Origin of the sequence: Emcibacter sp., from assembly GCF_963675455.1 — a bacterium.
GTDB lineage: Bacteria > Pseudomonadota > Alphaproteobacteria > Sphingomonadales > Emcibacteraceae > Emcibacter.
In genome coordinates this window covers 2,598,334-2,624,172 of record NZ_OY776217.1, presented here as the reverse complement: position 1 = coordinate 2,624,172, position 25,839 = coordinate 2,598,334, and the positions used below count along the sequence as shown (strand labels likewise).

The 25,839-nt window shown below is 53.2% G+C and carries 23 protein-coding genes and 1 pseudogene; 13 read left to right on the top strand and 11 right to left on the bottom strand.

Features of this window, described 5'->3' with window-relative positions; genetic code table 11:
- Positions 1–4 precede the first annotated feature (4 nt).
- The gene (gene trpE, locus ACORNT_RS12155) at positions 5–1,531 is read left to right on the top strand and encodes an anthranilate synthase component I (protein ID WP_321391091.1); all 1,527 of its coding nucleotides are present in this window, start codon (positions 5–7) and stop codon (positions 1,529–1,531) included.
- Between the two features lie 24 nt (positions 1,532–1,555).
- Here the strand turns inward: trpE and ACORNT_RS12150 are convergent, their stop codons facing one another.
- Positions 1,556–2,713 carry a divergent polysaccharide deacetylase family protein gene (locus tag ACORNT_RS12150; protein WP_321391088.1) on the bottom strand — a complete coding sequence of 386 codons (1,158 nt, stop codon included), beginning with the start codon at positions 2,711–2,713 and terminating at the stop codon, positions 1,556–1,558.
- A 186-nt stretch (positions 2,714–2,899) separates the two neighbouring features.
- Here ACORNT_RS12150 and parE point away from each other — a divergent pair, with 186 nt between their 5' ends.
- The 4 genes from parE to ACORNT_RS12130 all read left to right on the top strand — a co-directional run bounded on the left by parE (position 2,900) and on the right by ACORNT_RS12130 (position 8,037).
- The gene (parE, locus tag ACORNT_RS12145) at positions 2,900–4,870 is read left to right on the top strand and encodes a DNA topoisomerase IV subunit B (protein ID WP_321391082.1); all 1,971 of its coding nucleotides are present in this window, start codon (positions 2,900–2,902) and stop codon (positions 4,868–4,870) included.
- A 244-nt stretch (positions 4,871–5,114) separates the two neighbouring features.
- Positions 5,115–6,548, top strand: a complete 1,434-nt coding sequence (locus tag ACORNT_RS12140; protein ID WP_321391080.1) for a DEAD/DEAH box helicase — start codon at positions 5,115–5,117, stop codon at positions 6,546–6,548.
- Positions 6,549–6,687: 139 nt separating this feature from the next.
- Complete coding sequence (locus ACORNT_RS12135; protein WP_321391078.1) at positions 6,688–7,752, top strand: GGDEF domain-containing protein; 1,065 nt, start codon at positions 6,688–6,690, stop codon at positions 7,750–7,752.
- A 114-nt stretch (positions 7,753–7,866) separates the two neighbouring features.
- A complete protein-coding gene (locus ACORNT_RS12130) occupies positions 7,867–8,037 on the top strand; it encodes a hypothetical protein (RefSeq protein ID WP_321391076.1) in 171 nt (56 codons plus the stop codon).
- Between the two features lie 19 nt (positions 8,038–8,056).
- On the opposite strand, the gene ACORNT_RS12125 is transcribed toward ACORNT_RS12130, so the two are convergent.
- The gene (locus ACORNT_RS12125) at positions 8,057–9,373 is read right to left on the bottom strand and encodes a tetratricopeptide repeat protein (protein WP_321391073.1); all 1,317 of its coding nucleotides are present in this window, start codon (positions 9,371–9,373) and stop codon (positions 8,057–8,059) included.
- 160 nt (positions 9,374–9,533) lie between these two features.
- Here ACORNT_RS12125 and ACORNT_RS12120 point away from each other — a divergent pair, with 160 nt between their 5' ends.
- On the top strand, positions 9,534–9,728 hold the full coding sequence (locus ACORNT_RS12120) for a hypothetical protein (protein ID WP_321391070.1): 195 nt from the start codon (positions 9,534–9,536) through the stop codon (positions 9,726–9,728).
- Positions 9,729–9,829: 101 nt separating this feature from the next.
- Here ACORNT_RS12120 and aspS read toward each other — a convergent pair whose 3' ends face one another.
- Positions 9,830–11,608 (bottom strand): aspartate--tRNA ligase, encoded by a 1,779-nt coding sequence (aspS, locus tag ACORNT_RS12115; protein WP_321391068.1) that lies wholly within the window; start codon positions 11,606–11,608, stop codon positions 9,830–9,832.
- 112 nt (positions 11,609–11,720) lie between these two features.
- Here aspS and rnd point away from each other — a divergent pair, with 112 nt between their 5' ends.
- Positions 11,721–12,875, top strand: a complete 1,155-nt coding sequence (gene rnd, locus ACORNT_RS12110; protein WP_321391065.1) for a ribonuclease D — start codon at positions 11,721–11,723, stop codon at positions 12,873–12,875.
- Here rnd and ACORNT_RS12105 read toward each other — a convergent pair.
- The 4 genes from ACORNT_RS12105 to ACORNT_RS12090 all read right to left on the bottom strand — a co-directional run bounded on the left by ACORNT_RS12105 (position 12,872) and on the right by ACORNT_RS12090 (position 18,325).
- Positions 12,872–14,344 (bottom strand): Ppx/GppA family phosphatase, encoded by a 1,473-nt coding sequence (locus ACORNT_RS12105; protein ID WP_321391061.1) that lies wholly within the window; start codon positions 14,342–14,344, stop codon positions 12,872–12,874. The two genes, rnd and ACORNT_RS12105, sit on opposite strands and share 4 nt — an antisense overlap.
- Before the next feature lie 6 nt (positions 14,345–14,350).
- Positions 14,351–16,489: an RNA degradosome polyphosphate kinase gene (locus ACORNT_RS12100; RefSeq protein WP_321391059.1), complete on the bottom strand. Its 2,139-nt coding sequence runs from the start codon at positions 16,487–16,489 to the stop codon at positions 14,351–14,353.
- A gap of 73 nt (positions 16,490–16,562) precedes the next feature.
- The gene (locus ACORNT_RS12095) at positions 16,563–17,237 is read right to left on the bottom strand and encodes an HdaA/DnaA family protein (protein ID WP_321391057.1); all 675 of its coding nucleotides are present in this window, start codon (positions 17,235–17,237) and stop codon (positions 16,563–16,565) included.
- A complete protein-coding gene (locus ACORNT_RS12090; protein WP_321391056.1) occupies positions 17,234–18,325 on the bottom strand; it encodes a DUF2066 domain-containing protein in 1,092 nt (363 codons plus the stop codon). The genes ACORNT_RS12095 and ACORNT_RS12090 overlap by 4 nt, the downstream gene beginning before the upstream one ends.
- Before the next feature lie 271 nt (positions 18,326–18,596).
- Between ACORNT_RS12090 and purM the strand changes: the two genes are divergently transcribed.
- Both purM and purN read left to right on the top strand, forming a co-directional pair.
- Positions 18,597–19,715: a phosphoribosylformylglycinamidine cyclo-ligase gene (gene purM / locus ACORNT_RS12085; protein WP_321391055.1), complete on the top strand. Its 1,119-nt coding sequence runs from the start codon at positions 18,597–18,599 to the stop codon at positions 19,713–19,715.
- Between the two features lie 9 nt (positions 19,716–19,724).
- Positions 19,725–20,387, top strand: a complete 663-nt coding sequence (gene purN / locus ACORNT_RS12080; protein WP_321391053.1) for a phosphoribosylglycinamide formyltransferase — start codon at positions 19,725–19,727, stop codon at positions 20,385–20,387.
- Between the two features lie 51 nt (positions 20,388–20,438).
- On the opposite strand, the pseudogene thiS reads toward purN, so the two are convergent.
- Positions 20,439–21,411: pseudogene (gene thiS, locus ACORNT_RS12075) on the bottom strand (sulfur carrier protein ThiS).
- A 202-nt stretch (positions 21,412–21,613) separates the two neighbouring features.
- On the opposite strand from thiS, the gene aroQ reads away from it, so the two are divergent.
- The 4 genes from aroQ to aat are packed head-to-tail and all read left to right on the top strand — an operon-like array spanning position 21,614 to position 24,557.
- The gene (gene aroQ, locus ACORNT_RS12070) at positions 21,614–22,066 is read left to right on the top strand and encodes a type II 3-dehydroquinate dehydratase (RefSeq protein WP_321391046.1); all 453 of its coding nucleotides are present in this window, start codon (positions 21,614–21,616) and stop codon (positions 22,064–22,066) included.
- A 33-nt stretch (positions 22,067–22,099) separates the two neighbouring features.
- The gene (gene accB, locus ACORNT_RS12065) at positions 22,100–22,543 is read left to right on the top strand and encodes an acetyl-CoA carboxylase biotin carboxyl carrier protein (protein WP_321391043.1); all 444 of its coding nucleotides are present in this window, start codon (positions 22,100–22,102) and stop codon (positions 22,541–22,543) included.
- A 14-nt stretch (positions 22,544–22,557) separates the two neighbouring features.
- Positions 22,558–23,904: an acetyl-CoA carboxylase biotin carboxylase subunit gene (gene accC / locus ACORNT_RS12060; protein WP_321391040.1), complete on the top strand. Its 1,347-nt coding sequence runs from the start codon at positions 22,558–22,560 to the stop codon at positions 23,902–23,904.
- Positions 23,901–24,557 carry a leucyl/phenylalanyl-tRNA--protein transferase gene (aat, locus tag ACORNT_RS12055; RefSeq protein WP_321391037.1) on the top strand — a complete coding sequence of 219 codons (657 nt, stop codon included), beginning with the start codon at positions 23,901–23,903 and terminating at the stop codon, positions 24,555–24,557. Before accC ends, aat begins: the two co-directional genes overlap by 4 nt.
- Here the strand turns inward: aat and ACORNT_RS12050 are convergent.
- Genes ACORNT_RS12050 through ACORNT_RS12040 form a run of 3 tightly spaced genes read right to left on the bottom strand, consistent with a single transcriptional unit; the run spans position 24,494 to position 25,783 of the window.
- Complete coding sequence (locus ACORNT_RS12050; protein ID WP_321391034.1) at positions 24,494–24,931, bottom strand: DUF2155 domain-containing protein; 438 nt, start codon at positions 24,929–24,931, stop codon at positions 24,494–24,496. The two genes, aat and ACORNT_RS12050, sit on opposite strands and share 64 nt — an antisense overlap.
- Positions 24,928–25,374 (bottom strand): outer membrane lipid asymmetry maintenance protein MlaD, encoded by a 447-nt coding sequence (gene mlaD, locus ACORNT_RS12045; protein ID WP_321391029.1) that lies wholly within the window; start codon positions 25,372–25,374, stop codon positions 24,928–24,930. Before mlaD ends, ACORNT_RS12050 begins: the two co-directional genes overlap by 4 nt.
- 22 nt (positions 25,375–25,396) lie before the next feature.
- Positions 25,397–25,783 (bottom strand): NADH:ubiquinone oxidoreductase subunit NDUFA12, encoded by a 387-nt coding sequence (locus ACORNT_RS12040; RefSeq protein ID WP_321391027.1) that lies wholly within the window; start codon positions 25,781–25,783, stop codon positions 25,397–25,399.
- Positions 25,784–25,839 lie beyond the last annotated feature (56 nt).

The window sequence follows — 25,839 nt, the reverse complement described above, 5'->3', positions numbered from 1 at the left end:
GTATATGCCTGTCTCACCGGATTTCGAAACATTCCAGGCAGCCTATGAGGCCGGAAACCCCCAGCTTGTCTGGTCGACCCAAGTGGCTGATCTGGAAACGCCGGTCTCCGCCTTTGTCAAGCTGGCCAGCGACGAACCGTTCGGCAGCCTGCTGGAATCCGTTGAGGGCGGCGCCATTCGCGGCCGTTACACTTTCATTGGCCTGAAACCGGACATCATCTGGCGCTGCCGTGGCGACAAGGCGGAAATCAACCGCCAGGCCCTGACCCGCAGACAGGATGACGACGCTTTTGAAACCCTGATCAAAGGTTCACTCGACAGCCTGCGCGATTTGTTCGAAGAATCAAAAATGGACCTGCCGGAAGGCATGCCGCCATCAGCTGCCGGCCTGATCGGCTATATGGGATATGACATGGTGCGGCTGATGGAAAAGCTGCCCGAACCCAATCCCGACGCCCTCGGGTTTCCCGACAGTATTTTCGTGCGCCCGACCATCATGGTGGTCTTTGACGCGGTCACTGACCTGCTGACCATTGTCACACCGGTGCGCCCCGAAGACAATGTGGACGCCAAAACAGCATACCTGCGGGCCGGGGAACGGCTTGCCGCCATCGAGGAAGCGCTGGAGCGCCCGTTGCAGATATCCCGCCAGTCATTGCAGGAAGATCTGGAACTTGAGGACCCCGTCTCCAACACCGGCAAGGAACGCTATAAGGAAATGGTCGAAAAGGCCAAGGAATATATCCGCGCCGGCGACATCTTCCAGGTGGTGCTGTCACAACGCTTTTCCTGTCCCTTTGACCTGCCGCCTTTCGCGCTCTACCGGGCGCTGAGAAGAACCAACCCCTCGCCGTTTCTTTATTACCTGAAGTTCGGCGATTTTGCTGTCATCGGCTCAAGCCCTGAAATCCTGGTGCGCCTGCGCGACAATGAAGTGACCGTGCGCCCCATCGCCGGCACCCGCCCGCGCGGCAAAACGGCGCTCGAAGACAAACAGAATGCCGAAAGCCTGCTCAGTGATCCCAAGGAACTTGCCGAGCACCTGATGCTGCTGGACCTGGGTCGTAATGACGTGGGCCGGGTCAGCAAGGTCGGCACGGTCGAGGTCACGCAAAGGATGATCATCGAGTATTATTCCCATGTGATGCATATCGTCTCCGACGTGCGCGGGGAAATCAGCCCGGAATATGACGCCCTCAAGGCTCTGGCCGCTGGCTTCCCGGCCGGCACCGTCAGTGGCGCGCCAAAGGTCCGGGCCATGGAAATCATTGACGAGCTCGAGGTGGAGAAACGCGGCATCTATGCCGGGGGTGTGGGATATTTCTCCGTCGACGGCAGCATGGACACCTGTATTGTGCTCAGGACGGCCATCGTCCGTGACGGCATCATGTATGTGCAGGCCGGGGCCGGCATTGTCGCCGACAGCGACCCGGACAGCGAATATGCCGAATGTGAGCATAAAGCCCGGGCCCTGTTCCGCGCGGCCGAGGAAGCCATCAACTTCGCCGGCCAGGCCGAGCGCGGCCAGTAAAAACCACCCACTGATTTCGGAATTTTACTCCGCCTGATCCATGCCGCCCTGGGCGATCATGGTCTTGCGGTATTTGCCCTCGACGATATGGCTCAGCGGCACCAGGGTAATGCCCTTTTCCCTGAGCTTTGGCAGCCAGAGTTCCAGCGCCGCGATGGTCTCGTCATAGGGATGGCCGATGGCGACGGCTGAGCCGTGACGCCGGGCATATTCTTCCAATTTATCCAGTTGACCCAGGATATAATCCACATCCTGCGTATTATCCAGGAACACATCCCGCACCGCATGGGGAATATCCTTCTGCTCGGCAAGTCCGGCCAGCACGGAATTGTTGGTGGTCTTGCTGTCCAGCACCAGCAGCCCCCTCTCCCGCACCACCGACAACAGCTGGCTGATACCGTCATAATCCTCGGTAAAGGCGCTGCCCATGTGATTATTGATGCCGACATAACCGTCAAACCGGTCCAGATTCCACAGGATCTGGCCAAGCAGTTCCTCTTGTCCGAGATCCGCCTTCAGGGCATGGGGGCCGGGCAAGGCATCGCCCCGCGGCTGCATGGGCAGATGCAGCATCAGTTCATGCCCTTTGCGGCGGGCGAGATCGGTCTGCGGCTCAAGGTCGGTGGCATATGGCAGGAACGACAGGGTCAGGCCCGGCTGCATATTGATCAGGCGCCGGGTGTTGTCTTTCAAAATACCCAGGTCGTCAATGACGATGGAGATTTGCGGCTGCCCCGGGATCAAGCCGCCCACAGCGACCGCATTGGCCTTCCACAGCGGCGGGCTTTCGGGCAGCCGGGTTTCGGTGCGGGGGAAGCTTGGCGCCACCTCCAGATCGGGCAGGCTGACCACCACTTCGGTTTGCTGATGTCCTTCCTCGAAGGGAATCGGCAGGACTTTCTCGACGGTGACCACTTGTTGTTCCTGTACCGGAATTATTGCCTGTGCTGTGGTCGTCGGCTCATGGCCCCTGCCCGTCGCATAGATATAGATCACGCCGAGGGCAAAGCCCATCAGCAGCAGATAGGCTGTCAGCAGGGCCTGTTTGCGCCAGTGCCAGGTGATCCCGGCCAGATCACGCACCAGTTTCAGCGACCCTTCTGCGGGCACAGTTACAAGATCGGCCCGCCGGATGCGGGGCAACTGTGTCTTCAGGAATTGGCTGAGTGGTGTATAGCGCAAAATATCTCTGGTTTATTTTATCTTGGCGTCGATTATGCCTGCCCCGGCGGCTAATTTCAATTCCTAACAATATCTTGTTGTGAAGCTTTTTAATCTTGGCTTATAGTGTAGCCGACACAGCAATCAAGAATGACAGGCCGTCCCCGCTGATCGGCCCGTAAAACCAGTTGAGACCAATATCATACCATGAGTGACCTGTTTGAGACGACCCCTGTAGCCGGTGAATATTCTGCCAAGGATATCGAGGTACTGGAGGGCCTGGAGCCCGTCCGCATGCGCCCCGGCATGTATATCGGCGGCACTGACGAGCGCGCCCTGCACCATCTTGTGGCCGAAGTGCTCGACAACTCCATGGACGAGGCCGTGGCCGGTCACGCCACCCGCATCGAGATGACCCTGAACGCCGACGGGTCGGTCACGATCACCGATAACGGCCGCGGCATCCCCGTCGACCCGCACCCGAAATACAAGGACAAGTCCGCCCTGGAAGTGATCCTGACCACACTTCATTCCGGCGGCAAGTTCAACAGCAAGGCTTACGAAACCTCCGGTGGCCTGCACGGGGTTGGCATTTCCGTTGTTAACGCCCTGTCCGATAAGATGTCGGTCGAGGTCGCCCGCGATAAACAGGTCTGGAAACAGGATTTTTCCCGCGGTCATCCGGTCGGCAAACTTGAAAATTTAGGATCCACCCCGAACCGGCGCGGCACCAAGGTGACATTCCATCCGGACCCGGAAATCTTCGGTGAAAAGGCCCAGCTTAAACCGGCCCGGCTCTATCAGTCCGCCAAATCAAAGGCCTATCTGTTTCGCGGTGTGGAAATCCGCTGGGCCTGCGATCCTTCGCTGCTGGTGGAAGGCGATCAGACCCCGGAAAAAGATACCCTGCACTTCCCCGGCGGGCTCAATGATTACCTGACCGAGAGCATGGAAAAACGCAGCCTGGTGACGACGGAAAATTTCCACGGCCGGGTGCCTCTGGCCGACAACATGGGCAATGTGGAATGGGCCATTGCCTGGCCGGAATATGGCGACGGCAGCACCCGTTCCTATTGTAATACCGTGCCCACCCCCCAGGGCGGCACCCACGAGGCAGGGCTGCGCGCCGCTTTGCTCAAGGGCATCAAGGCTTATGGCGAACTGATCGGCAACAAGAAAGCCGCCGCCATCACTGGCGAGGATATTTTTGTTGCCGCCTGTTCGCTGATTTCCGTTTTCATCAAAAACCCCCAGTTCCAGGGCCAGACCAAGGACAAGCTGACTACGGCGGAAGCCGCCCGTCTGGTGGAAAACGCCGTGCGCGACCATTTCGATCACTGGCTGTCCGGTGCGCCGGACATGGCCAACGATCTTCTGGCCTGGGCGCTGGAGCGGGTTGAGGAACGCCTGCGCCGCCGTCAGGAAAAAGACGTCAACCGCAAGACCGCCACCAACAAGCGCAAACTGCGCCTGCCCGGCAAGCTCGCCGACTGTTCCCAGAATGATGCGGAAGGGTCAGAAATTTACATCGTGGAGGGTGATTCCGCCGGCGGCTCCGCCAAGCAGGCCCGGAACCGGAAAAACCAGGCGATTCTGCCGATCCGCGGTAAAATCCTCAATGTGGCCAGCGCCACCCGCGACAAAATCCGCGCCAACCAGGAAATTGCCGACATCATCCAGGCGCTGGGCTGCGGTTTTGGCGACAAATATGTGGAAGACGACCTCCGGTACGAAAAAATCATCATCATGACCGATGCTGACGTGGACGGCGCCCATATCGCCACCCTGCTGATGACCTACTTTTATCAGGAAATGCCGGAGCTCCTCAAAAACGGCCATCTGTACCTGGCCCAGCCGCCGCTCTATCGCATCGCCCAGGGCGGCAAGGTGCTTTATGCCCGGGACGACGCCCACAAGGACGAACTGATGGCCAGCGAGTTTTCCGGCCGCGGCAAGGTGGAAGTCAGCCGCTTTAAAGGCCTCGGCGAAATGCCGCCGGCCCAGCTTCGTGAAACCACCATGACCCACGGCAAACGGACGCTCCTGCGCATTATCGTACCAGAAGGCGGGCGTCTGGAAACGGCGGAAAAAGTCGATCAGCTGATGGGCAAGAAGCCGGAACTCAGGTTCCAGTTCATCCAGGAAAATGCGGCACGGGCGAAGGAACTGGATATTTAGGAAACAGTTCTAAAACCAGTCAGCTTAAAAACGCGACCAACAGTCCTGGGATAGCGGCAATTATGGAGCATGCTTTCCATTTCATCTCAATTTCCCAAAGAAAATTCTCGACGTATTTTACTAAATTCACAACTTTCAAACAACCTTCAATGCTGCCCTGCACACTGCATCATTGACATATTGACAGAATTGCCTATTCTGCGCCGTGATTAGACAAAGTGAAACGGAAAGACTATACGACCACATGGGTTTTGAATATTTAGGTTTAAGTGAACAGCTCCTCGCCGCCATCAAAGATGCCGGCTATACCGAGCCCACCCCCATCCAGGCCAAAGCCATACCAAGTGTCCTGCAAGGCAGGGATATTCTGGGTATTGCCCAGACCGGAACCGGGAAAACCGCCTCCTTTACCCTGCCCCTGATCGATATCCTTTCCGAGGGCCGGGCCCGGGCGCGCATGCCGCGCACCCTGATTCTCGAGCCGACCCGCGAACTGGCCGCCCAGGTGGCGGAAAGTTTCGAAAAATACGGCAAGAATTCCAAACTGACCATGGCCCTGCTGATCGGTGGTGTCGCCTTTGCCGAGCAGGAAAAACTGCTGGACCGCGGCGTTGATGTGCTGATTGCCACACCGGGCCGGCTGATTGACCATCTGGAACGCGGACATGTCATGCTGACCGGCACTGAAATCCTGGTGGTGGACGAAGCCGACCGCATGCTGGACATGGGCTTTATCCCCGATGTGGAGAAAATCTGTAAGCTGATGCCGCCGCGCCTGCAAAGCCTGTTCTTCTCGGCCACCATGCCGAAGGAAGTCAAGCGGCTGACCGACCAGTTCCTCAAGGACCCCAAGGAAATCACCGTTTCCTCACCCAAGTCCACGGCCGTGACCATCACCCAGAAACTGGTGCGTGTGGCCGCCGACGACAAGGTCAAGCGCGCCGCCCTGCGGCACCTGATCGAAACCAACGATGTGAAAAACGGAATCATTTTCTGCAACCGCAAATCGGACGTGAAGGTGGTCGCCAAGTCGCTGGCCGTGCATGGCTTCAGCGTGGCGGAAATCCACGGCGATTTGCCCCAGTCAATCCGTAGCGAGACCTTGGCCAAATACAAGGCCGGAGAGATCCAGCTCCTGGTGGCCTCTGATGTCGCCGCCCGCGGCCTTGATGTGTCCAACATCAGCCACGTGTTCAACTATGACATACCCCGCAACCCGGAAGACTATATTCACCGCATCGGCCGCACCGGCCGCGCCGGCAAGGAAGGCTGGTCCTTCAGCCTGACCACGCCAAAGGACAAAAAATACCTGGACGCCCTGCAGAAAATGCTCGGCAACGATATTCCGGTAGAAGACCTTGAGGGTTTCGACGCCCCCGCAACACGGGAAAGACGTCCCCGCACTTCCGAAGGCGGCAGAGACCGGAAACCGTCCGCGGCATCCGGTGAGAAAAGAGCGCCAGCCCGAAGAGAGCCTGCCGAGAAAAAAGAAACATCCGAGCGGAAAGAACCTTCAACCCGCAGGGAATCCTCCCCCAGGAGAGAATCTTCCCCCCGCAGAGAAGCTCCCGGCCGGAGAGAAACTTCTGACCGGCGCGAACCCCGTGAAAGCGGCAAACCAGTAGTTGGCATGGGTGATCATGTCCCGGCATTCCTCCTCCGGGATGAAAATAAGTAAGTACTCCCAAAGCCTTATGTTCTAATTTTTACCGTTTATTTACCCTGATCCTTAGGCATTTTTTAGGATTAACCGATTATCCATGTGTTATCGGGCGGATAAACTTGTGAATTAGCAGCTAGGTTGGGATTAAAAAAGAATGTCATTTATCCAGGACAGGGATGATATAGAATTTATCAGGGAAACATCGGACAAGGCGTTGGACCTGATGTCCGATTACAACATTGTCCCGACCCCCATGAACTATCATGTCTGGTACACCCATTCTGCGGGCTCCGACCTTGCCCTCAGTGGCGCCATCAATGGTCTTGTCGGCAAGGCGACAAGATTCAGTACCGAAATTTGCGAAAATTTATATCAGAGATTCTTTTCCAGTGAGTTGTCTCAAACCGCTGTTGAGGAAGCCGGACAATCGATTCAGAAAGAACTGGTCAAGATTGTCAAAACTCTTAAAGAATCGGGTGAAAGCACAACCGAATACAGCACGTCCCTGAATGACCATTTGGACAGTCTGGAAAATATGCAGGGTGGATCGGAAATCAGCGTCATTCTGAAGGAAATACTGTCTGATACCCGGAAAATGCAGGAACGAAGCCAGAAAATGGAAGCAGATCTGAAATCCTCTTCCCAGGAAATCCAGAAGCTTCAGTCCAGCCTGGAGGCGGTCCGTCAGGAAAACAAGACCGATATGCTGACCAATATCGGCAACCGCAGGTGTTTTGAAGACCGGCTGGACCAGGCCTTCAGGGAATGCGAAAAGAATCAGAAGGAAATGTGCCTCCTGATCGGTGATATCGATCATTTCAAACAGTTCAATGACACCTGGGGCCATCAGGTAGGGGATCAGGTCCTTAAAGCCGTTGCCCACGTCATGAAACTTCGGGTCGGTGAAAAGGGCACCCCTGCCCGCTTTGGTGGCGAGGAATTCTGTGTTGTGCTTCCCGATACCACCATAGAAGAGGCCGTCGAAATGGCTGACGCCATTCGCGAATCTGTTTCCCAACGGTCCATGAAACGAAAAAGCACCGGCGAACGTATCGGCAAGATCACTGTTTCCTTCGGTGTGGCGCGGTACCATCAGGGGGACCGCAAACCGGAAATCATAGGCCGCGCGGATGAAGCTCTCTATCTGGCGAAGAAATCCGGGCGCAATTGCGTGAAAACGGAATTCGACCTAGCCCAAAAAATCAGAAAAACAGCCTGATCCAGATTTTCCTGTCAGAGTCACTTGTCATATTTATCTTTAATGTTCTGTTTTTGTTCTTGACTTGACCGTCTCTATAAAATAGAACAAATAAAGAACATAAAGGAGCTTGTCATGGAAAACCTGTTACATTATGCCGGTCTGGCTTTCATTCCCTTCCTTCTGCTGAGTGTAATCTGGGGCATCAGGGATATTTTTCAGGCAGCGCCACGGATTATACCTGCCAAAGGTTTTTTGCCAAAAGGCACATCTCCCCTGTCTGACACCAACCTTTGTTCGGCCTGAACACGTCTGGAAGGATGGACTAGCGGTCCGTAAAAATCACAAGACAATCTATGTTATGCGTTTTCAGCAGTGAGCAGACTTCCCTCGCCGACTGCTTTTCTTCAATCCCGGCAATGAACAGGCGATACAGTGATGTGCCGTCATCCTGCTGGATTTCCCGGATATCGGGATCATAGGATTCAAGGATATTTTCCGAACGCTTGCGCAGCCAGGTCCAGCCCTCTGCCGCAGTTTCCTCTGTTGGATAAGATCCTAGCTGGACACGATAGACTTTTTCCACGGCCTTTCCAGACATTGGGACTGCAAGCGTTTCAGAAGCCGCAGGCATCCCTTCTTCCGGTCCGGATGCCGCCATGGCTTCCTCGGCCGGCTTCTCCAGAACCTCCTTCTGTGGCGGTTCTTCCGTCAGGATCTCCATAAGTTTCTTTTTCTTGGGGTCCAGAGGTTCTTCGTCCTGAACAGATTGCGACCCTGAATTTGCCGGCTCCTGAACGGATGACATATCATCCTGCTCTTTGGGAAAGGTCCTCACACCAAGAAAAATCGCCTGGGCTTTCTGAGTGGAATTCAGGCTTTTCAGCCAGCGGTAAAACTGAAAACTGGCTGGAATCTCCTCCTCGCTCATAAAGGAGGTTGCCATTTTCCGGGCAGCCTCTTCTTCTCCTGACAAGGAATAGGCCATAACCAGGTTCTGCAGGGCTGTGGCATTATTCCCGCCCATGTTTGCTGCTTTGCTCAATATGCGGATGGCTGGCGCATACTGCCCCTGAATAGCGAACGACAGGCCGAGGTTATTCAGCAGGGAAATATTGTCCGGCTCGTTGTTCAGGCCGGCGCCATAAGTAATCTGCGCCTGTTCATGATCTCCCTTCAGGTCATAAGCGAGGCCGCGAACATTATAAAAACGATGATTTAGCGCCGTCTCTCCTGTGATCTGCGATAGATAGTCGAGGGCTTCATCCGGCTTGTTTTCCCTGATCAGCATCTGACTTATTCCCATTTTGGCTTCAGCATTCTCCGGATCTATTGTCAGAACTGACTGATAGATCGAGATCGCCGCATCCGCCGCCCCGAGCCGCAGGTAGGTCCTGGCAAGACCGATCTTGGCATCAAGATGTTCCGGATTTTCCGTGGCCGCCCTCTGGTAAAGTCTCAGCGCATTGCCGTAATCGCCGGTTTTGGCAAAGCTGTCCGCCATATTGACCAGAGAATCAGCATCAAAGACCAGCTCCCCGTCTACCCGCTTGGGGCCCGTAGAGCTGCATCCCGACAGGGCAAGAAGTCCGGATAAAATAACTGACAGAAAAAAACTATAGCGGCTTTTCTGTAACATCATTCCATATGCCTTTGTTTTACTTGGTTTTTATTCCCGCACAGAGCATACATGCAACTATTAACCATAACCAGAATTCTTTTGATAAATATGAATCAAAAGTTAATGTTTCAGTAATGAATATGTTATAGATTAGTGTGGAATAAATGTAAGGAATTTAAAAATGGTAGATGTTGCAGAAGCAAGCAAGGCCTCCAATACGGTTCAGATCAATGCGGGTCATAGTGGCAGCCTCGAGAATAAGGCCACTATTCAGCAGTCAATTCAGAATATTGCTGAAGATTCCTCTGTTGAGCGCAAGGAAGTTGAAGCGGATACAGGCCCCAATGTCGGGCAGAATGTAGACATCCGCGCCTGATCCTCTGATTACCACACGGCGCCCGGAAAACGGACGACTAAAAAAGGCATGACCCGCAAGTCATGCCTTTTGTTTTGTGTTTTACCTGCCGAGGAAAACCGTTATTTGGCCTCTGGCAACACCGTTCTCAGATGCAATTCCCGAAGCTGGGCATTGCTTGCCGCGCTCGGCGCTTTCATCATCAGGTCTTCCGCCTTCTGGTTCATCGGGAAGACAATGACTTCACGAATGTTCGGCTCATCGGCCAGCAACATAACGATACGGTCAATCCCCGGAGCAACACCACCATGGGGAGGAGCGCCATATTTCAGGGCGTTCAACATACCGGCAAAGCGATCTTCGACCACTTCCGGACCGTATCCGGCTATCTCGAACGCCTTATACATGATTTCCGGTTTGTGGTTCCTGATGGCGCCTGACGACAGCTCAATACCGTTACAAACGATGTCATACTGATAACCCAGGATATCTTCCGGATCCATGGTTTCCAGCGCTTCCATCCCGCCCTGCGGCATCGAGAAGGGGTTATGGCTGAAGTCCAGTTTTTTCTCTACCTCATCCCATTCATACATCGGGAAATCCACGATCCAGCAGAATTTAAAGGTATCCTTCTCAATCAGATCAAGATCCTCACCAACCTTGGTCCGGGCCAGTCCGGCCAGTTGAGCGGCCGCTGTATCATCGGCGCAGGCGAAAAATACCCCGTCATTTTCACCAAGACTTGCAACTTCGCGTAGCTGGGAAAGACGTTCATCCCCAAGGTTCTTGGCAATCGGTCCGCGTCCCTCGCCGTCTTTGAAAATCACGTATCCAAGACCGGCATGACCTTCGGACTGGGCCCAGCTGTTCATTTTATCGAAGAAACTTCTGGCCTGTGACCCGCCGGCTCCCGGTGCCGGGATAGCGCGAACAACAGCGCCTTTCTCGACCATACCGGCAAAAATTCCAAAACCTGAATCACGGAAGACTTCAGTCACGTCGCTGATTTCAACGGGGTTGCGCAGGTCGGGCTTGTCATTACCATATTTCAGCATGGATTCTTTGAAGGGAATCCGTGGAAACGGCGCAGGAGTTACTTTCTTGTCTGAAAATTCCTCGAAAATTCCCTGCATCACCGGTTCAATGGCGGCAAAGACGTCTTCCTGCGTGACAAAGGACATTTCCATATCAAGCTGGTAGAATTCCCCGGGAGAACGATCTGCCCGGGCATCCTCGTCCCTGAAACAGGGGGCGATCTGGAAATAGCGGTCGAAGCCGGCAATCATCAGAAGCTGCTTGAACTGCTGGGGGGCCTGCGGCAGGGCATAAAATTTGCCCGGATGCATGCGGCTCGGCACCAGAAAGTCCCTGGCGCCTTCCGGAGAGGATGCCGTCAGGATTGGTGTTTGATATTCCCTGAAACCCTGGTCCACCATCCTGCGACGAATGCTGGAAATCACATCGGACCTGAGAACGATATTCTGGTGCAACCGATCCCGGCGCAGGTCCAGATAACGATAGGTCAGGCGTGTTTCTTCAGGATATTCCTGGTCGCCAAAGACAGGCATCGGCAGTTCGTCAGCCTGGGACAGCACCTCAAATGCTTTCACCTGTACTTCAATCCGGCCGGTGGGAAGATTGGCGTTGATTGTATCCTCGCTTCGGGCCACAACAACACCATCAATACGGATAACACTTTCCGGGCGGGCGGTCTCTGCATCCCTGAAAAAGGGGCTCTCAACATCAATGACACACTGCGTCAGGCCGTAATGGTCCCGCAGGTCGATGAACAACAGGCCGCCATGGTCCCTTTTGCGATGCACCCAGCCGGACAATCTGACGGAATTACCAACATGATCTTCACGGAGTTCGGCACAGGTATTCGTTCTGTATTCGTGCATTATGGTTTCTTCTATATTTCATGTTCAATTCAGGTTGTTTTTGTGCTTTATTGCATATTTGTCAAGTCATTCCCATGACATTTCCCAATAAAAGGTAAGATCGGTTCCCCAAATGAGTGTTATTACAAAAAATCAGCAACTGGCAGAACTTTGCGAGCGGCTGTCGAGTTCGGAATATGTCACGGTAGATACGGAATTCTTGAGAGATAAAACCTATTACTCAAAGCTTTGTCTTATCCAGATTGCCAACGAGGAAGAATATCATGCCATCGACCCTCTCGCCGACGGACTTGATCTTGCCCCCTTCCATGATCTGATGGCCAACGAAAATGTGATCAAGGTTTTTCATGCGGCTCGCCAGGATATCGAAATATTTGTCAATGAAACCGGCAGGGTCCCCACGCCTCTGTTCGACAGCCAGGTTGCCGCCATGGTCTGCGGCTTTGGCGACAATATCGGCTATGACAAACTGGTCTCCAGCCTGGTCGGCGAAAGCCTGGACAAAAGTTCCCGTTTCACTGATTGGTCACGACGCCCCCTGAGCCAGAGACAGATTGATTACGCCTTGGGCGATGTTACTCACCTGAGGGTTATTTACCGGAAGCTTCGCGATCAGCTGGAAATGAGTGACAGAACCTACTGGCTGGACGAGGAGATGGAGCAACTGGGCAATCCCGATACCTATATCACCCTCCCGGAAGATGCCTGGAAGCGGATCAAGATCCGTAACAATAACAACCGGTTCCACGCCATCGTCCGTAAACTTGCCCAATGGCGGGAGGAAGAAGCCCAGCGTCGCAACATCCCCCGCAACAGAATCATGCGGGATGAGGTGCTTCTGGAAGTGGCCGCCATCCGGCCACAGCACAGCAACTCCCTCAACGGCATTCGCGGCCTGCCACCCCAATTCGGCTCAAGCAAGCCGGGCGATGTTGTCCTCTCTTATGTGAAGCAAGCCCTCGACATGCCTGATCATGAGCTGCCGGTAATCGCCCGCCCCCGTCCACCGGCCATGAACGTCGAGCCTGTGATGGAACTCCTCAAGGTTCTGTTGAAACACAAATGCCAGAAGGAAGGCGTCGCTGCCAAGCTTGTTGCTACCATGGATGAGCTCGAAAAACTGGCTGCAGACGATAACGCGGACATTCCCGCCCTGCACGGCTGGCGTTTTGAGCTGTTCGGCAAGCATGCCCTTGATCTGAAACACGGTAAACTTGGGTTTTCAATGAAGGACGGCGAAATCGTCCTGTTTCCGGTCGAGGCCTAATCCTTTTCGACAGACACAACTGGTTGCAGATTAATTTCCGCCGCCAGTTTGTCAAACCTTCTGCGAACCACTTCATTGACCAGGTCCGCCTTGCCGGGCTGCATATTCAAGACAAGAGAATCGCCATTAATTTCAAGGCCGGCGGCATTCAGCCCTCGCGCCGTACCGGCAGAGATCCTCTGTGCCAGACGAAGGGCAAGCCCCAGGCGTTTGGCATAAAGCAAATCTTCTTCACTCACCAGTGACATGCAGATGCTGGTATTATTGTCACCAATGGTGCCGCCGTAACAGACATACAGGGCCAGACCGATCAGACCGACACCACGATGGTCAATACCGATCAGACGGCCATACATGATCTCCGAAATAACCTTCTCGGCCCGATATTCCGGATGGCCGCGCCAGCCTACATCACTGAGCATGCAAATGGCCAGACGAAGCCGTTTGTCATCCGGACTCTCATCTTCGAAAAGCGGTTCAATCCAGTTGAGTAAACGCAGACCATGTTCCGGAAAACGTCCGGTCATTGCGGCGATCTCATGACATCCCTGAATCAGAGGATCTTCGTTCTGAACATTTGACGGCATGCCGTCAAACAGGAGGCCTTCCCTGATTCCGTAACCGGATACCACGATTTCCGCAGGCTGCAGCTTTTTCACTACACGGCGCAGGATCAGCGCAGAAAGGGCAAGCACCCTGAGTCGACGGCTGGAGACATGACCGCTGTAAATCTGCATTTCCTCAAGGGTCATTTTCGAAAGTTTTTTTGTCAGAGCGAGAGCATCCTCGACCTCTATCCGGTAGTTATGAATATTATTCAGCGGATACCCGGTTTCCAGCATATTGATCTTGGCAAGGGCCCTCCACGACCCGCCGACAGCATAGAAGGACTGACCGACATAATTCTCCAGCCACTCGACTTCCGAAAGGGCGCGGTCAATTTCCTTTCTCGGCGTATGAAAAACCTCCCCTTCCCGGTTCTGGAACTGCAAGGGACCAATGGGCAGCGTAACTTTTTCACAAACATCCAGATTATTGACATGTGTGAGCTCCAGGCTGCCGCCGCCAAGGTCACCGGCAACACCATGTGCCCTGGGAAAGGCACAAACGACCCCAAGGCCTGCAAGACGGCCTTCTTCCTCGCCGTCAATAACCTGGACATCTATTTTACAGGTGTCCCGGACAATATTGACAAAATCCGGTCCGTTTTTGGCATCACGCACAGCCGACGTTGCGATGGCCCGAACGTCCTTGATCCTCATCTTGTCAATCAGCATGGCGAATCTTCTGAGGGTCGACAGGGCCGCCTCAATGGATTCCTCCATCATAAAGCCGGTTTCGGAAACACCACGGCCAAGGCCGCACAGCACCTTTTCATTGAAGATAACATAGGGAACACGGCGCCGGCTCTCATAGACCACCAGGCGAACCGAGTTGGAGCCAATATCGATAACTGCAAATCTACCCAAGTAACATCACTCTTTCAGCAAGTGGGGGATTTCAATTCCCTTAAGTCCTCCACCCATACCCGATAGGCTTGGGTTTGTCATGAAATAATGATGCGCAGAGAAAGAGTTGGGGCCTGACTGCCTTCTTTTATAGCTGTGATCCGGCTGCAGATACCAGCTTTGGGCCTCGTCCTTGAGGTTGGCAACCATGATCTGGTCGACAATCTGGGACTGTACAGTGGGATTTTCGACCGGCACCATCACTTCAACGCGACGGTCAAAATTCCTTTGCATCCAGTCCGCCGAGGAAATAAATACATTGGCCTGTTTGGAAGGCAGTTCGGCGCCATTGGCAAAGCAGACAATTCGCGAATGCTCGAGGAAGCGACCGACAATACTCTTTACTCTGATATTCTCTGAAAGTCCGGGGACTCCCGGTCTCAGGCAGCAAATACCCCGGATGACGAGATCAATCTGCACACCACTACAGGAAGCTTCGTATAATTTGTCTATGATTTTCGGATCAACAATGGCATTCATCTTGGCCCAGATTGCCGCCGGTTTGCCTGCAGCCGCATTGGCGATTTCCCTGTCGATTTCAACAATCAGCCGGTCCCTGATTCCATAAGGTGAAATCGCGGCCTTTTCCAGCTGGCGAGGTTTCGCATAACCGGTCAGGTAATTGAAAATATGCACCGCATCCCGGCCAAGGGCTTCATCATCCGTAAAGAACGACAGGTCGGTGTAAATCCTTGCCGTAATCGGGTGATAGTTACCGGTGCCATAATGCACGTAGGTGCGAAGGCTTTCATTTTCCCGTCGCACCACAAGTGAAACCTTGGCATGGGTCTTCAGTTCCAGAAAACCGTAAACCACCTGCACCCCTGCCCGTTCCATATCCCGGGCCCACTGGATGTTCCGGGCCTCGTCAAAGCGCGCTTTCAGTTCCACCAGCGCCGTCACCGACTTACCGGCGTCGGCGGCATCAATCAGGGCACTGACAATGGGTGAATTTTCGCTGGTTCTATACAGGGTCTGCTTGATGGCCACCACATTGGGGTCCGTTGCGGCCTGACGCAGAAAGCTTACCACCACGTCAAAGCTCTCGAAAGGATGATGAACCACAAAATCCTTTTCACGGATGGTTGCAAAACAATCACCGCCATGCTCCCTGATGCGTTGCGGGAAACGAGGATTGTACGGCGGAAATTTGAGATCGGCCCGATCATCGACAATCAGCTGACTGACTTCAGACAGACCGAGAATGCCGTCCACCATGACGACTTCATCTTCACCGATCTTAAGCTCCTGAACGACCATTTTTCTGAGTTTCTGCGGCGTGCTTGAGGATATTTTCAACCGTATGACATGACCGCGGCGGCGGCGCTTGAGGGCTGATTCAAAAACCCGCACAAGGTCTTCGGCCTCCTCATCAACCTCCATTTCACTGTCGCGAATCAAACGAAAGATCCCTTCGCCCAGAACAGAATAGTTTGGAAACAACCGATCCAGGAACAAGCGAATCGTATCTTCGAGCGATATAAAGCGTATCTCGTTACCCGGAAGCCGGATAAAACGCCGGGCCTGGGGCGGCACCGGCAACAGGGCCATGAGCGGTGCTCCCGTATCCTCCCGTTTAAGATCCAGGACAAGCGAAAATCCCAGGTTCGGGATAAAAGGGAACGGATGGGCCGGATCCACAGCGAGGGGCGTCAGGATGGGAAAAATATTTTCCAGAAAATAGTCTTCCAGCCAGCCTTGTTCATCGGCAGACAAAGTCTGCCCATTGACCAGGAATATCTTCTCCTCAGCCAGTTCTCCGATAATACTCTGCCAGCGCCTTTGCTGCTCGTTGATCAGTTCCTCCGCCAGTTGATTGATCTGGGCGAGCTGTTGGGCTGGCGTCAGCCCCTCCGGCGTAATGGTGTGCACCCCGGCATTGATCTGACCGCGAATCCCGGCCACCCGGACCATGTAAAATTCATCAAGGTTGCCGGCGGAAATGGACAGGAAACGAAGACGTTCAAGAAGCGGGTGATTTTCATTGAAGGATTCCTCCATCACCCGTAAATTGAATCTGAGCCAGGACAGTTCCCGGTTGATATATTTTTCGCTTGCCTCAAAGGCCGAAATATCAATCGGTCCCTCGGCGATTTCCTGTGCCATATGTGCTCTCTGTCAAGAAGATGTAATTGTTTTCTTTTCTACAGGAAGATTATTTCATATCTATTACCAAATCTCAATCTTCAAGCGTTTCCAGTACTTTCCGCACCAGCGGAATGGTGATTGCCCGTTTTTCCGTCAGGGCCAGTTGATCAATGCGACGAATTGTCCGACGCACTCCGGCAAAGGATCTGTCAATGCGCAACAAGAGATAGTCCAGAACTTCTGAAGGAAGTATGATCTGCAGATCCGAAAACTGTTTGATAATCACTGACGCCAGCAGGCTGTCATCTGCCTGCCCCAGTTCGACAATCGGGCAGCTCAGTATCCTGGAGGCCAGGTCAGGCAGGGTCATGCCCCAGGATCGCGGGTGGCTTCGAGATGTCAGCAACAGAAAACTATTCTTTTCTTTCAACCAGTTATAGGTATGAAGAAGCTGTTCCTCACGACCGGCGCCAGCAAGATAGCTGTCCACATCTTCAAAAATATAGGCCTTTTCCCGACCAACCAGCGGCTGCCCGAAAAATTCCGCCTCATTCAGGCGTACCGCATCAGCCCCGTCCTGCCAGACATGACTGAGATGAGTCTTGCCGCATCCCTCGTCCCCGTGCAGGACCAGAACATGGGAAGGCCAGTCCGGCCAGCGATCAATCCAGTCCACTGCATTCCTGTTTGACGCTGCGACCAGAAAATCCTCATGCCCATACGCCTGCCTGTGCGGCAGGTTAAGAGGCAACTGCACAGGTGTCATGGCTGCCCCCGTTCCAGAGTTATATATATTTCTCCAGTGGCCCGCAGACTTTCCTGGGGTGTCTTCCAGTATGTTTCAAAGGAAAATCCCTGTTGAGTCATGGTCAGAAACAGCTGATTAAGATCGCCGGAATGATCAATTGTCAGCGAAGCATGATCAAGGGCGAGACTGTCCACAGTAAAGTCCCGGATCAGGGAAACGGAGCGCAGTCGTTCCTGTATTTTTACCCAGTCTTCCAACCCGCTGATCCGGACGGTGACTTTAACTCTCGACGCCACACCGAACTGAACCAGAACCTTTTCTCGCCATTGATTATCCAGATAGATCATCGTCGCATTTACAGCGCGCTCATACAGGTCGTTCAGGACATCCTGCGGCAACGCATCCTCACCAAGCTCCGAACTCAAGTTGTTCTTATATACGATCTGGCCGCCAAGCCCCTGTCTCAGGCTAAGCGCAAGCCGGTAGTGATCGCTTACCAGATCACGCTCAAGGGAGGCAATGGCGATCACAAGGTCATCCAGATGCTCCTTCCGGGCATAATCCCGGATCTTGACCTCCAGGCCGTCATAGGCCTGCCAGCTGTTTATCAGTAACTGTGAGGAAATATCCGAAGGCGGCACCACGGGCGGGACAAGGTTATTCAGACCCTCAAACTGTTCCCAGTGCGCCTTCCATCCGTTATCCTTTTCCCAGAGGAAATAGGATCCGTCCTTTTCAAGAACAGGCAATATGGTCACCGGGGAGGACAGGCTTTCCGCAAAAGGAATTTGCAGCAGGGCCAGAATATCATAAATCTTCTCGCGGCTGAAATGTACAGTCAGTGTGGCGATATAGCGTACACTGGAATTACGCTCATTCATAATTTCAAAGCCGCTGATCAGCTCACGCACCTGGCGGTCATCAAAATAGGGTAGTTTTGTCAGGTCTTCCGGACGCAGTATTTTTTCAAAAAGTTTTTGCAGCGCCTCTCTCTGACCATTCAGCAATGCAACACGACGAGCCTCATTTACAGTCCGGCTTGTCTGATCAACCATTGTATCATAGATCGTATAGATACGGGCTTCACGCTCCGGGGTGGCACTCACCTGTCCCGCCAAAAACATAATGCAACTTATTAAGAAAACAGAATAAGTTATTATTTTTAGTTTATTTACTGCCAAATTGATTCATCCAGTTTTCTGACTGTTACCGCCTGCAGCATATCAAATACCCAGGCAAACCTTCTCTTCAGGGCTTATCCTGACCAGATATAGCACGAAGCGAAAAAAGTCATAATCAAAAATGACTGTGGCATTTTCATGAAATGCCCCTTATATCTGGGCATCTGTTTAAGACTAATTTCCGGGATAGATACTGGTGAGCAATCATAATCAAAAAACCTCCTATACATATAAGGATGCAGGCGTCGATATTGATGCCGGTAACGCCCTTGTAGACGCCATCAAACCTGCTGCCGCTTCCACCAGGCGGTCCGGGGTGACCGAGGACCTGGGAGGCTTTGGCGCCCTGTTCGACCTGAAAGCGGCCGGGTACAAGGATCCGATCCTGGTTTCCGGCACAGACGGTGTCGGAACAAAACTTAAAGTCGCCATCGAATCCGGACGGCACGATACAGTCGGCATCGACCTTGTCGCCATGTGTGTAAACGACCTGATTGTGCAGGGTGCTGAACCTCTGTTCTTCCTCGATTATTTTGCCACAGGCCATCTGTCGGTGGAGGCTGGACGCGCCATTGTCGGGGGAATTGCCGATGGGTGTCGCCAGGCCAACGCTGCCCTGATCGGTGGCGAAACCGCGGAAATGCCCGGCATGTATGCCGATGGCGACTATGACCTGGCCGGTTTCTGTGTCGGTGCGGTTGAACGGGAAGATATCCTGAACGGTGAAAAAATCGCACCGGGAGATGTCGTACTGGGACTTGCCTCCAGCGGAATACACTCCAACGGTTTTTCCCTGGTCAGGCGTCTTGTTGAAGACAGCGATCTGGATTATTCAGCCCCCTGCCCCTACGACCCGGCAAAATCATTCAGCGAAGCCCTGCTGACCCCGACAAAAATTTATGTAAAAAGCTGCCTCGCCAACCTGAAAGCCGGCACGCTTAAAGGCCTCAGCCATATCACCGGCGGCGGTTTTGTCGAAAATATTCCCCGTGTTCTTCCCAAAAATATCGCGGTGGAAGTCGATGCCGGCGCCTGGACCTTGCCGCCGGTTTTTGACTGGCTCAGGACACAAGGCAATATCACCGCCGCAGAAATGGCCAAGACCTTTAACTGTGGTATCGGCATGGCCGTTGTGGTTGCGGCAGAAGACGCGGAAAAAGCCATAAAGCTTTTCGAGGAAAATGGTGAGACGGTTTACGCCATCGGCCGGGTTGTCGCCCGTGAGGATGGTGCGCCGGCCACTGTGGTCAATGGCAAAGCCGGCGACTGGGGCTATGATCAAGACTGGACTGCCGTCTCTGCCGGCAAGAAATAAGAGGATTCCATGCTGGAAATCGCCGTATTAATATCTGGTCGAGGTAGTAACCTGCAGGCCCTTATCGACGCCTGTGCGGACGAGGAGTTTCCGGCCCGTATTGTCCGGGTCATTTCCAACAAGGCTGATGCCTATGGCCTGGAGCGGGCAAAAAAGGCCGGGATTCCCACCACGGTTATCAGCCACCAGGACTATGACAACAAAGAAGCCTTTGAAGATGCTATCGATCAGGAGCTGAATGCCTGCAACGTCAAAATGATCTGTCTTGCCGGTTTTATGCGCATTCTTGACGCCCGCTTTGTCAACCGCTGGAAAGACCGGATTATCAATATCCATCCTTCTCTTCTGCCGTCTTTCAAGGGATTGCATACTCATGAACGGGCGCTCGAATCCGGCGTACGCTTCACCGGTTGCACGGTCCACATCGTTCGGCCGGAAATGGATGACGGTCCGATCATCCTGCAGGCGGCTGTCGCCGTCAATCCCGACGAAACAGCTGACGAACTGGCCGGACGAATTCTGGAATATGAACATATTATCTATCCGGAGGCTCTGCGCCTGATGGCCAGCGGCAAGGCCCGTGTTGCCGGCGACAAGGTGATCATTGAATCCGCTACTTATCCCGACGGCGGCTGGATCAATCCGCTGCCCGGCGGTGACATTGATCTTTGATTAAAAAAGGGAGCCAAAGGCTCCCTTAAATTCATCAGGCCATCATACTTTCTAGATCAGACCGGCCAGCGGTGACGACGGGTCGGCATAAAGCTTTTTACCCATACGCCCGGCAAGGTAAGCCTCGCGTCCTGCTTCGACAGCAAGTTTCATGGCCCGGGCCATCCGGACAGGCTCTTTCGCCTCGGCAATGGCCGTATTCATCAGAACGCCGTCACAGCCCAGCTCCATGGCAACCGCCGCGTCTGACGCCGTCCCCACACCCGCATCTACCAGAACCGGCACATCGGCCTGCTCGACAATCAGCCGGATCTGAACCGGATTCTGAATACCGAGGCCCGATCCGATCGGCGCCCCGAGCGGCATAATGGCGCAACATCCCATATCTTCCAGTACCTTGGCCTGGATCGGGTCGTCACTGCAATAGACCATTACCTCGAAGCCCTCTTTGATCAGCACTTCTGCCGCTTTCAAAGTCTCCGGCATATTGGGATAGAGTGTCTTCTGGTCCCCCAGGACTTCCAGCTTGACCAGATTCCAGCCGCCAGCTTCCCTTGCCAGACGCAAGGTGCGCAGCGCATCATCGGCGCTGAAACAGCCTGCTGTATTAGGCAGATAGGTATATTTCCGAGGATCAATAAAATCCACCAGCATGGGCTGATTGGGATCTGTCACATTCACCCGGCGGACCGCTACGGTCACAATCTCTGCGCCCGAGGCTTCTACAGCTGCGGCATTCTCCTCAAAGGATTTATATTTTCCGGTTCCTACGATCAACCTGGAGGTAAACTCCCGGCCTGCAATAACAAATGTGTCAGTCAATTTTTCCACCACCAATAAAATGTACAATCTCCAGCTGGTCACCATCCTCTAGCCGAACCTGTTGATATGTGGTTTTCGGCACAATTTCCAGATTTCTTTCCACGGCGACCTTGCCCGGATCGATATTCAGTTCTTCCAGCAGCTCATACAATGTCGGGCTGCCGTCAAAATCATGTTCATCACCATTTATGATCAAGCTGATCAATGATCTGATCCTTTTTAACTCTTAAGACTTTGCAGGATTAAAGCAATCCTTTATAGTTCGCAATTATTTTGACCATCTAACAGACAAGTAACGAATACGGTTTCCAAACCGGTTATAAGTTATTATACAGAACGACCGAATAATGTTCAGAACATTCAGGAATATTATTTGTTGGAAACATAAATACAAGAAGGCTTTTATGACAGAGAGCACTCCAGGCAATATTCTGGTGATAAATGGCCCCAACCTGAACCTGTTGGGTACCCGTGAACCTGAAATATACGGCAAAGAAACCCTGTCCGATATCGAGGCAAAATGCAGAAAGCACGCTGCAAACCTGGATATGTCCGTGACATTCCGCCAGAGCAACGCGGAAGGTGAAATCGTCGACTGGATACACGAGGCCCGTACGACAGCACGGGCCATTATCATCAATGCCGGCGCCTACACCCATACATCAGTTGCCCTGATGGACGCCCTGCTGGCCGTCGGTCTGCCGGTAATTGAAGTTCACCTGTCGAACATTTTCAAACGCGAGGAATTCCGACACCACTCCTATATTTCACCTGCTGCTGTGGGTGTCATATGTGGATTTGGCAGCCGGGGTTACCTTCTGGCACTGGATGCCCTCGCCGATATAATTGAGAAATAACAGAAAAGTTTTTAAACAAAGGACTAGTACCAGATGTCAAAAATGCACGTCGATCAGGAACTTATTCGCGACCTGGCAGCACTGCTCAATGAAACTGACCTTTCGGAAATCGAAGTGGAAGATGGTGACCTCAAAATCAGGGTTTGCCGCAATATGACTGTAGTGGCCGCATCACCGGCTGCTGCCCCGGCGGCGGCTCCTGCAGTAATAGCCGAAGCGGCAGAACCGCAGGCTGCTGACCATCCGGGCGCTGTATTGTCGCCAATGGTCGGCACAATCTATTGTGCCCCGGATCCAAATTCAGACAATTTCATCAGCGTTGGCGATAAAGTCAGCGCAGGCGATACCCTGATGATCGTGGAAGCAATGAAGGTGATGAACCATATTCATGCCCCCAAGTCCGGCACAGTGAAACAAATCCTGGTCGAAAATGCACAGCCGGTTGAATATGGTGAACCCCTGGTAATCATCGAATAAGGTCCTCGACTCATATGTTTGATAAAGTTCTTATTGCCAACCGTGGAGAGATTGCCCTGCGGATTCACAGAGCCTGCAGGGAAATGGGCATTCACACTGTTGCCGTTCATTCCGAAGCTGATGAAAATGCCATGCATGTACGTCTGGCAGATGAAAGCGTTTGTATCGGACCGGCGGCCTCCTCCGGAAGCTACCTCAATATTCCGGCTATCATCGCGGCCGCGGAAATAACCAACGCAGATGCCATTCATCCTGGATATGGCTTTTTGTCTGAAAATGACAAATTTGCCGAAATCGTGGAACAGCATAAAATTGCCTTTATCGGCCCGACCGCCCACCATATCCGGGTCATGGGTGACAAGATTTCCGCCAAGGACACTGTTAAAAAGCTCGGCATCCCGGTCGTGCCCGGGTCCGAAGGTGAAGTCCGTGATTTTGACACTGCTTCCAAGGTTGCCAAGGAAATTGGTTATCCGGTTATTGTAAAGGCAGCCTCCGGCGGTGGCGGACGCGGTATGAAAGTGGTTCACAACGAAGGTGAACTGCAGTCTGCCGTAAGTTCGGCCAAAGCAGAAGCCAAGGCGGCTTTCGGCGACGATGCTGTTTACCTGGAGAAATATCTCACCCTGCCCCGGCATATCGAATTGCAGATACTTGCTGATGAACATGGCAACTGCATCCATCTTGGTGAACGGGATTGTTCCCTGCAGCGTCGGCATCAAAAGGTGCTGGAAGAAGCTCCCTCGCCGGCTCTCAATGCGGACGAGCGGGAAAAGATCGGCCAGGTCGTCAGCAAAGCCATTCAGGGGCTCGGGTACCGGGGTGCCGGCACCATTGAATTCCTGTATGAAAACGGCGAATTCTATTTCATTGAAATGAATACCCGGCTACAGGTGGAGCATCCGGTAACAGAGATGATCACCGGTGTGGACATTGTGCGTGAACAGATCCGCATTGCTGCCGGTCTGCCGTTGTCCCTGAAACAGGAGGATATCACCTTCTCAGGCCATGCGATAGAATGCCGTATCAACGCGGAAGATCCCTTCACCTTTATCCCGTCACCGGGTAAAATCGGCGACTACCATACGCCGGGCGGCCTTGGTGTCCGGGTGGATTCCGCGCTGTATAGCGGTTACAGCATCCCCCCCTATTACGACAGCATGATTGCCAAGTTGATCGTCCATGGGAAAACCCGCAACGAGTGCCTGATGCGTCTGCGGCGTGCGTTGGAGGAATATGTCATTGATGGAATCAAGACAACAATTCCGCTGCATCAGATGTTGATGCGGGAAAGTGATTTTATGAATGGCGCCTATGACATTCACTGGCTGGAAAACTTCCTTGCTAATCTGGATACATGACAGAAATAACAGCTGATCTGCTACTTCATGCTTATAGCCAGGGCATTTTCCCCATGGGGGAAAGTGCCGACAGCGCCGAAATTTTCTGGGTGGATCCCGAACTCCGCGGGATCTTCCCACTGGATCATTTCCATGTCCCCTCCCGGCTTGCCAGAACAATCCGCAAACAGCCGTTCGAGATCCGGATCGACACAGCCTTTCGTGACGTGATGATGGGCTGCGCCGAGACAGTTCCGCAGACTGAACGGGACAACACCTGGATCAATGATACAATTCTCGATCGTTATTGCGAGCTTTTCGACAGGGGCTATGCCCATTCTGTTGAATGCTGGCAGGAGGGGAAACTAGTCGGCGGGCTCTATGGTGTCGCGATTGGCGGGGCTTTTTGCGGCGAAAGCATGTTTCACAAGGTCAGTGATGCCAGCAAGGTTGCTCTTGTTTACCTGGTCGCCCGTCTGAAGAAAGCCGGCTACAGCCTGCTGGATACACAGTTCATCACTGATCATCTGGAAAAATTCGGGGCGGTGGAAATTCCGAGAATGGAATATAAAGCCAGACTGGCCCGTGCACTCGAACTGGAACCTGATTTTTATTCCCTGCCCGAGGATTGTTCACCGGACACCATTTTGCAACTGGTCACCCAGACATCATAGACGGGATGTTCCAGCGGCGAGACTGCCGGACTTGAGGCAAACATCCAGCCGATGAAAACCAGGTTAGACTCTTTTCCCTGTCCCACATCGGTAATCTCTAGAAAAGCAACACTTTCAGGCGTTTCTTCCGGCGGGTTCGAGCGACAGTGACGCATGACAATCTCCAGCGTACCGAACCTGACCGGCTCATCCTGCCGGGCTTCAATGCTGGAAAGTCGTGCGGTAATTTTGTCGAGGGCGCCAAGTACAACGACCGCTACCTGGTCAGCGTCCCCAGTTGAAAGATTTTCTTCTGCCAAAGCACCGGAAATCTGTCCGGCCAGGGGAAGCAGGACCGCAAGAGTAACCGCTATGCGCTTCAGCCTCGACATCATTTGTCGTCGCCGGACCCTGCAAATTTATCAAGAAGGCCAAGGAAGTCGACGGATCCCTGGGTATCCAGGATTTCGTCGCCATCTTCCAGAATATCGTCACTTCCGCCTGGATCCAGAACCAGATAATTGCCGCCGAGCAAGCCTTCCGCGGTGATTTTCGCAAAGGTATCTTCAGGAATTCTGATTTTCGGATCGACAGTAAATTCGACCACAGCCATGAAGGTTTCAGGATCGATATATTGTTTTATAACGCTGCCGACCTTGATCCCGCTGACACGCACGTCACTGCCGACGGCCAGTCCGTCAACCTTGTCAAACTTCGCCTTCAGGTGATATCCGCCATTATTCGAAAGATTGGCATGGGTATATGCGAAATACAGAAAACTTCCGGCTACAAACAGGACCACTGCCCCCACAAGGGTCTCTACCAGGTTACTGCGCATCAATATACTCCTGCTTTCGATATCAGCTGTTTGGCGTCCAGGCCTCGTAGTCGCCGGCAGATTTGGGACGTGCCCCTGCGGCATTCAGACTGCCGGTTGGATAATAGGCTTCGACGGTACCAGTCGGGTTGGGCTGGTGTTCCTTTTCCCACTTTTTTACCACGGGCGGTTTTTCAACAGGTGTTTCATCAATAGTGTAATGCAGCCAGGCGTGCCATTCCGGCGGAACGCGGGAGGCTTCAATTTCACCATTATACATGACCCAGCGCTTGCGGCCTTTTTTCTCACGGTAATAAACATTGCCCTGCTCGTCTTCACCCACTTTTTCACCATTCAGGCTGGTAAAAATCCAGGTACCGATCGTGCTGTCGTGCCACCAGGTAAAAATTCTCTTGAGTAAGGAAAACATATTCTGTCAGTCCTGCCTTTAATTCTAAGTTCCTCATTCTATACCGTGCCAGCACC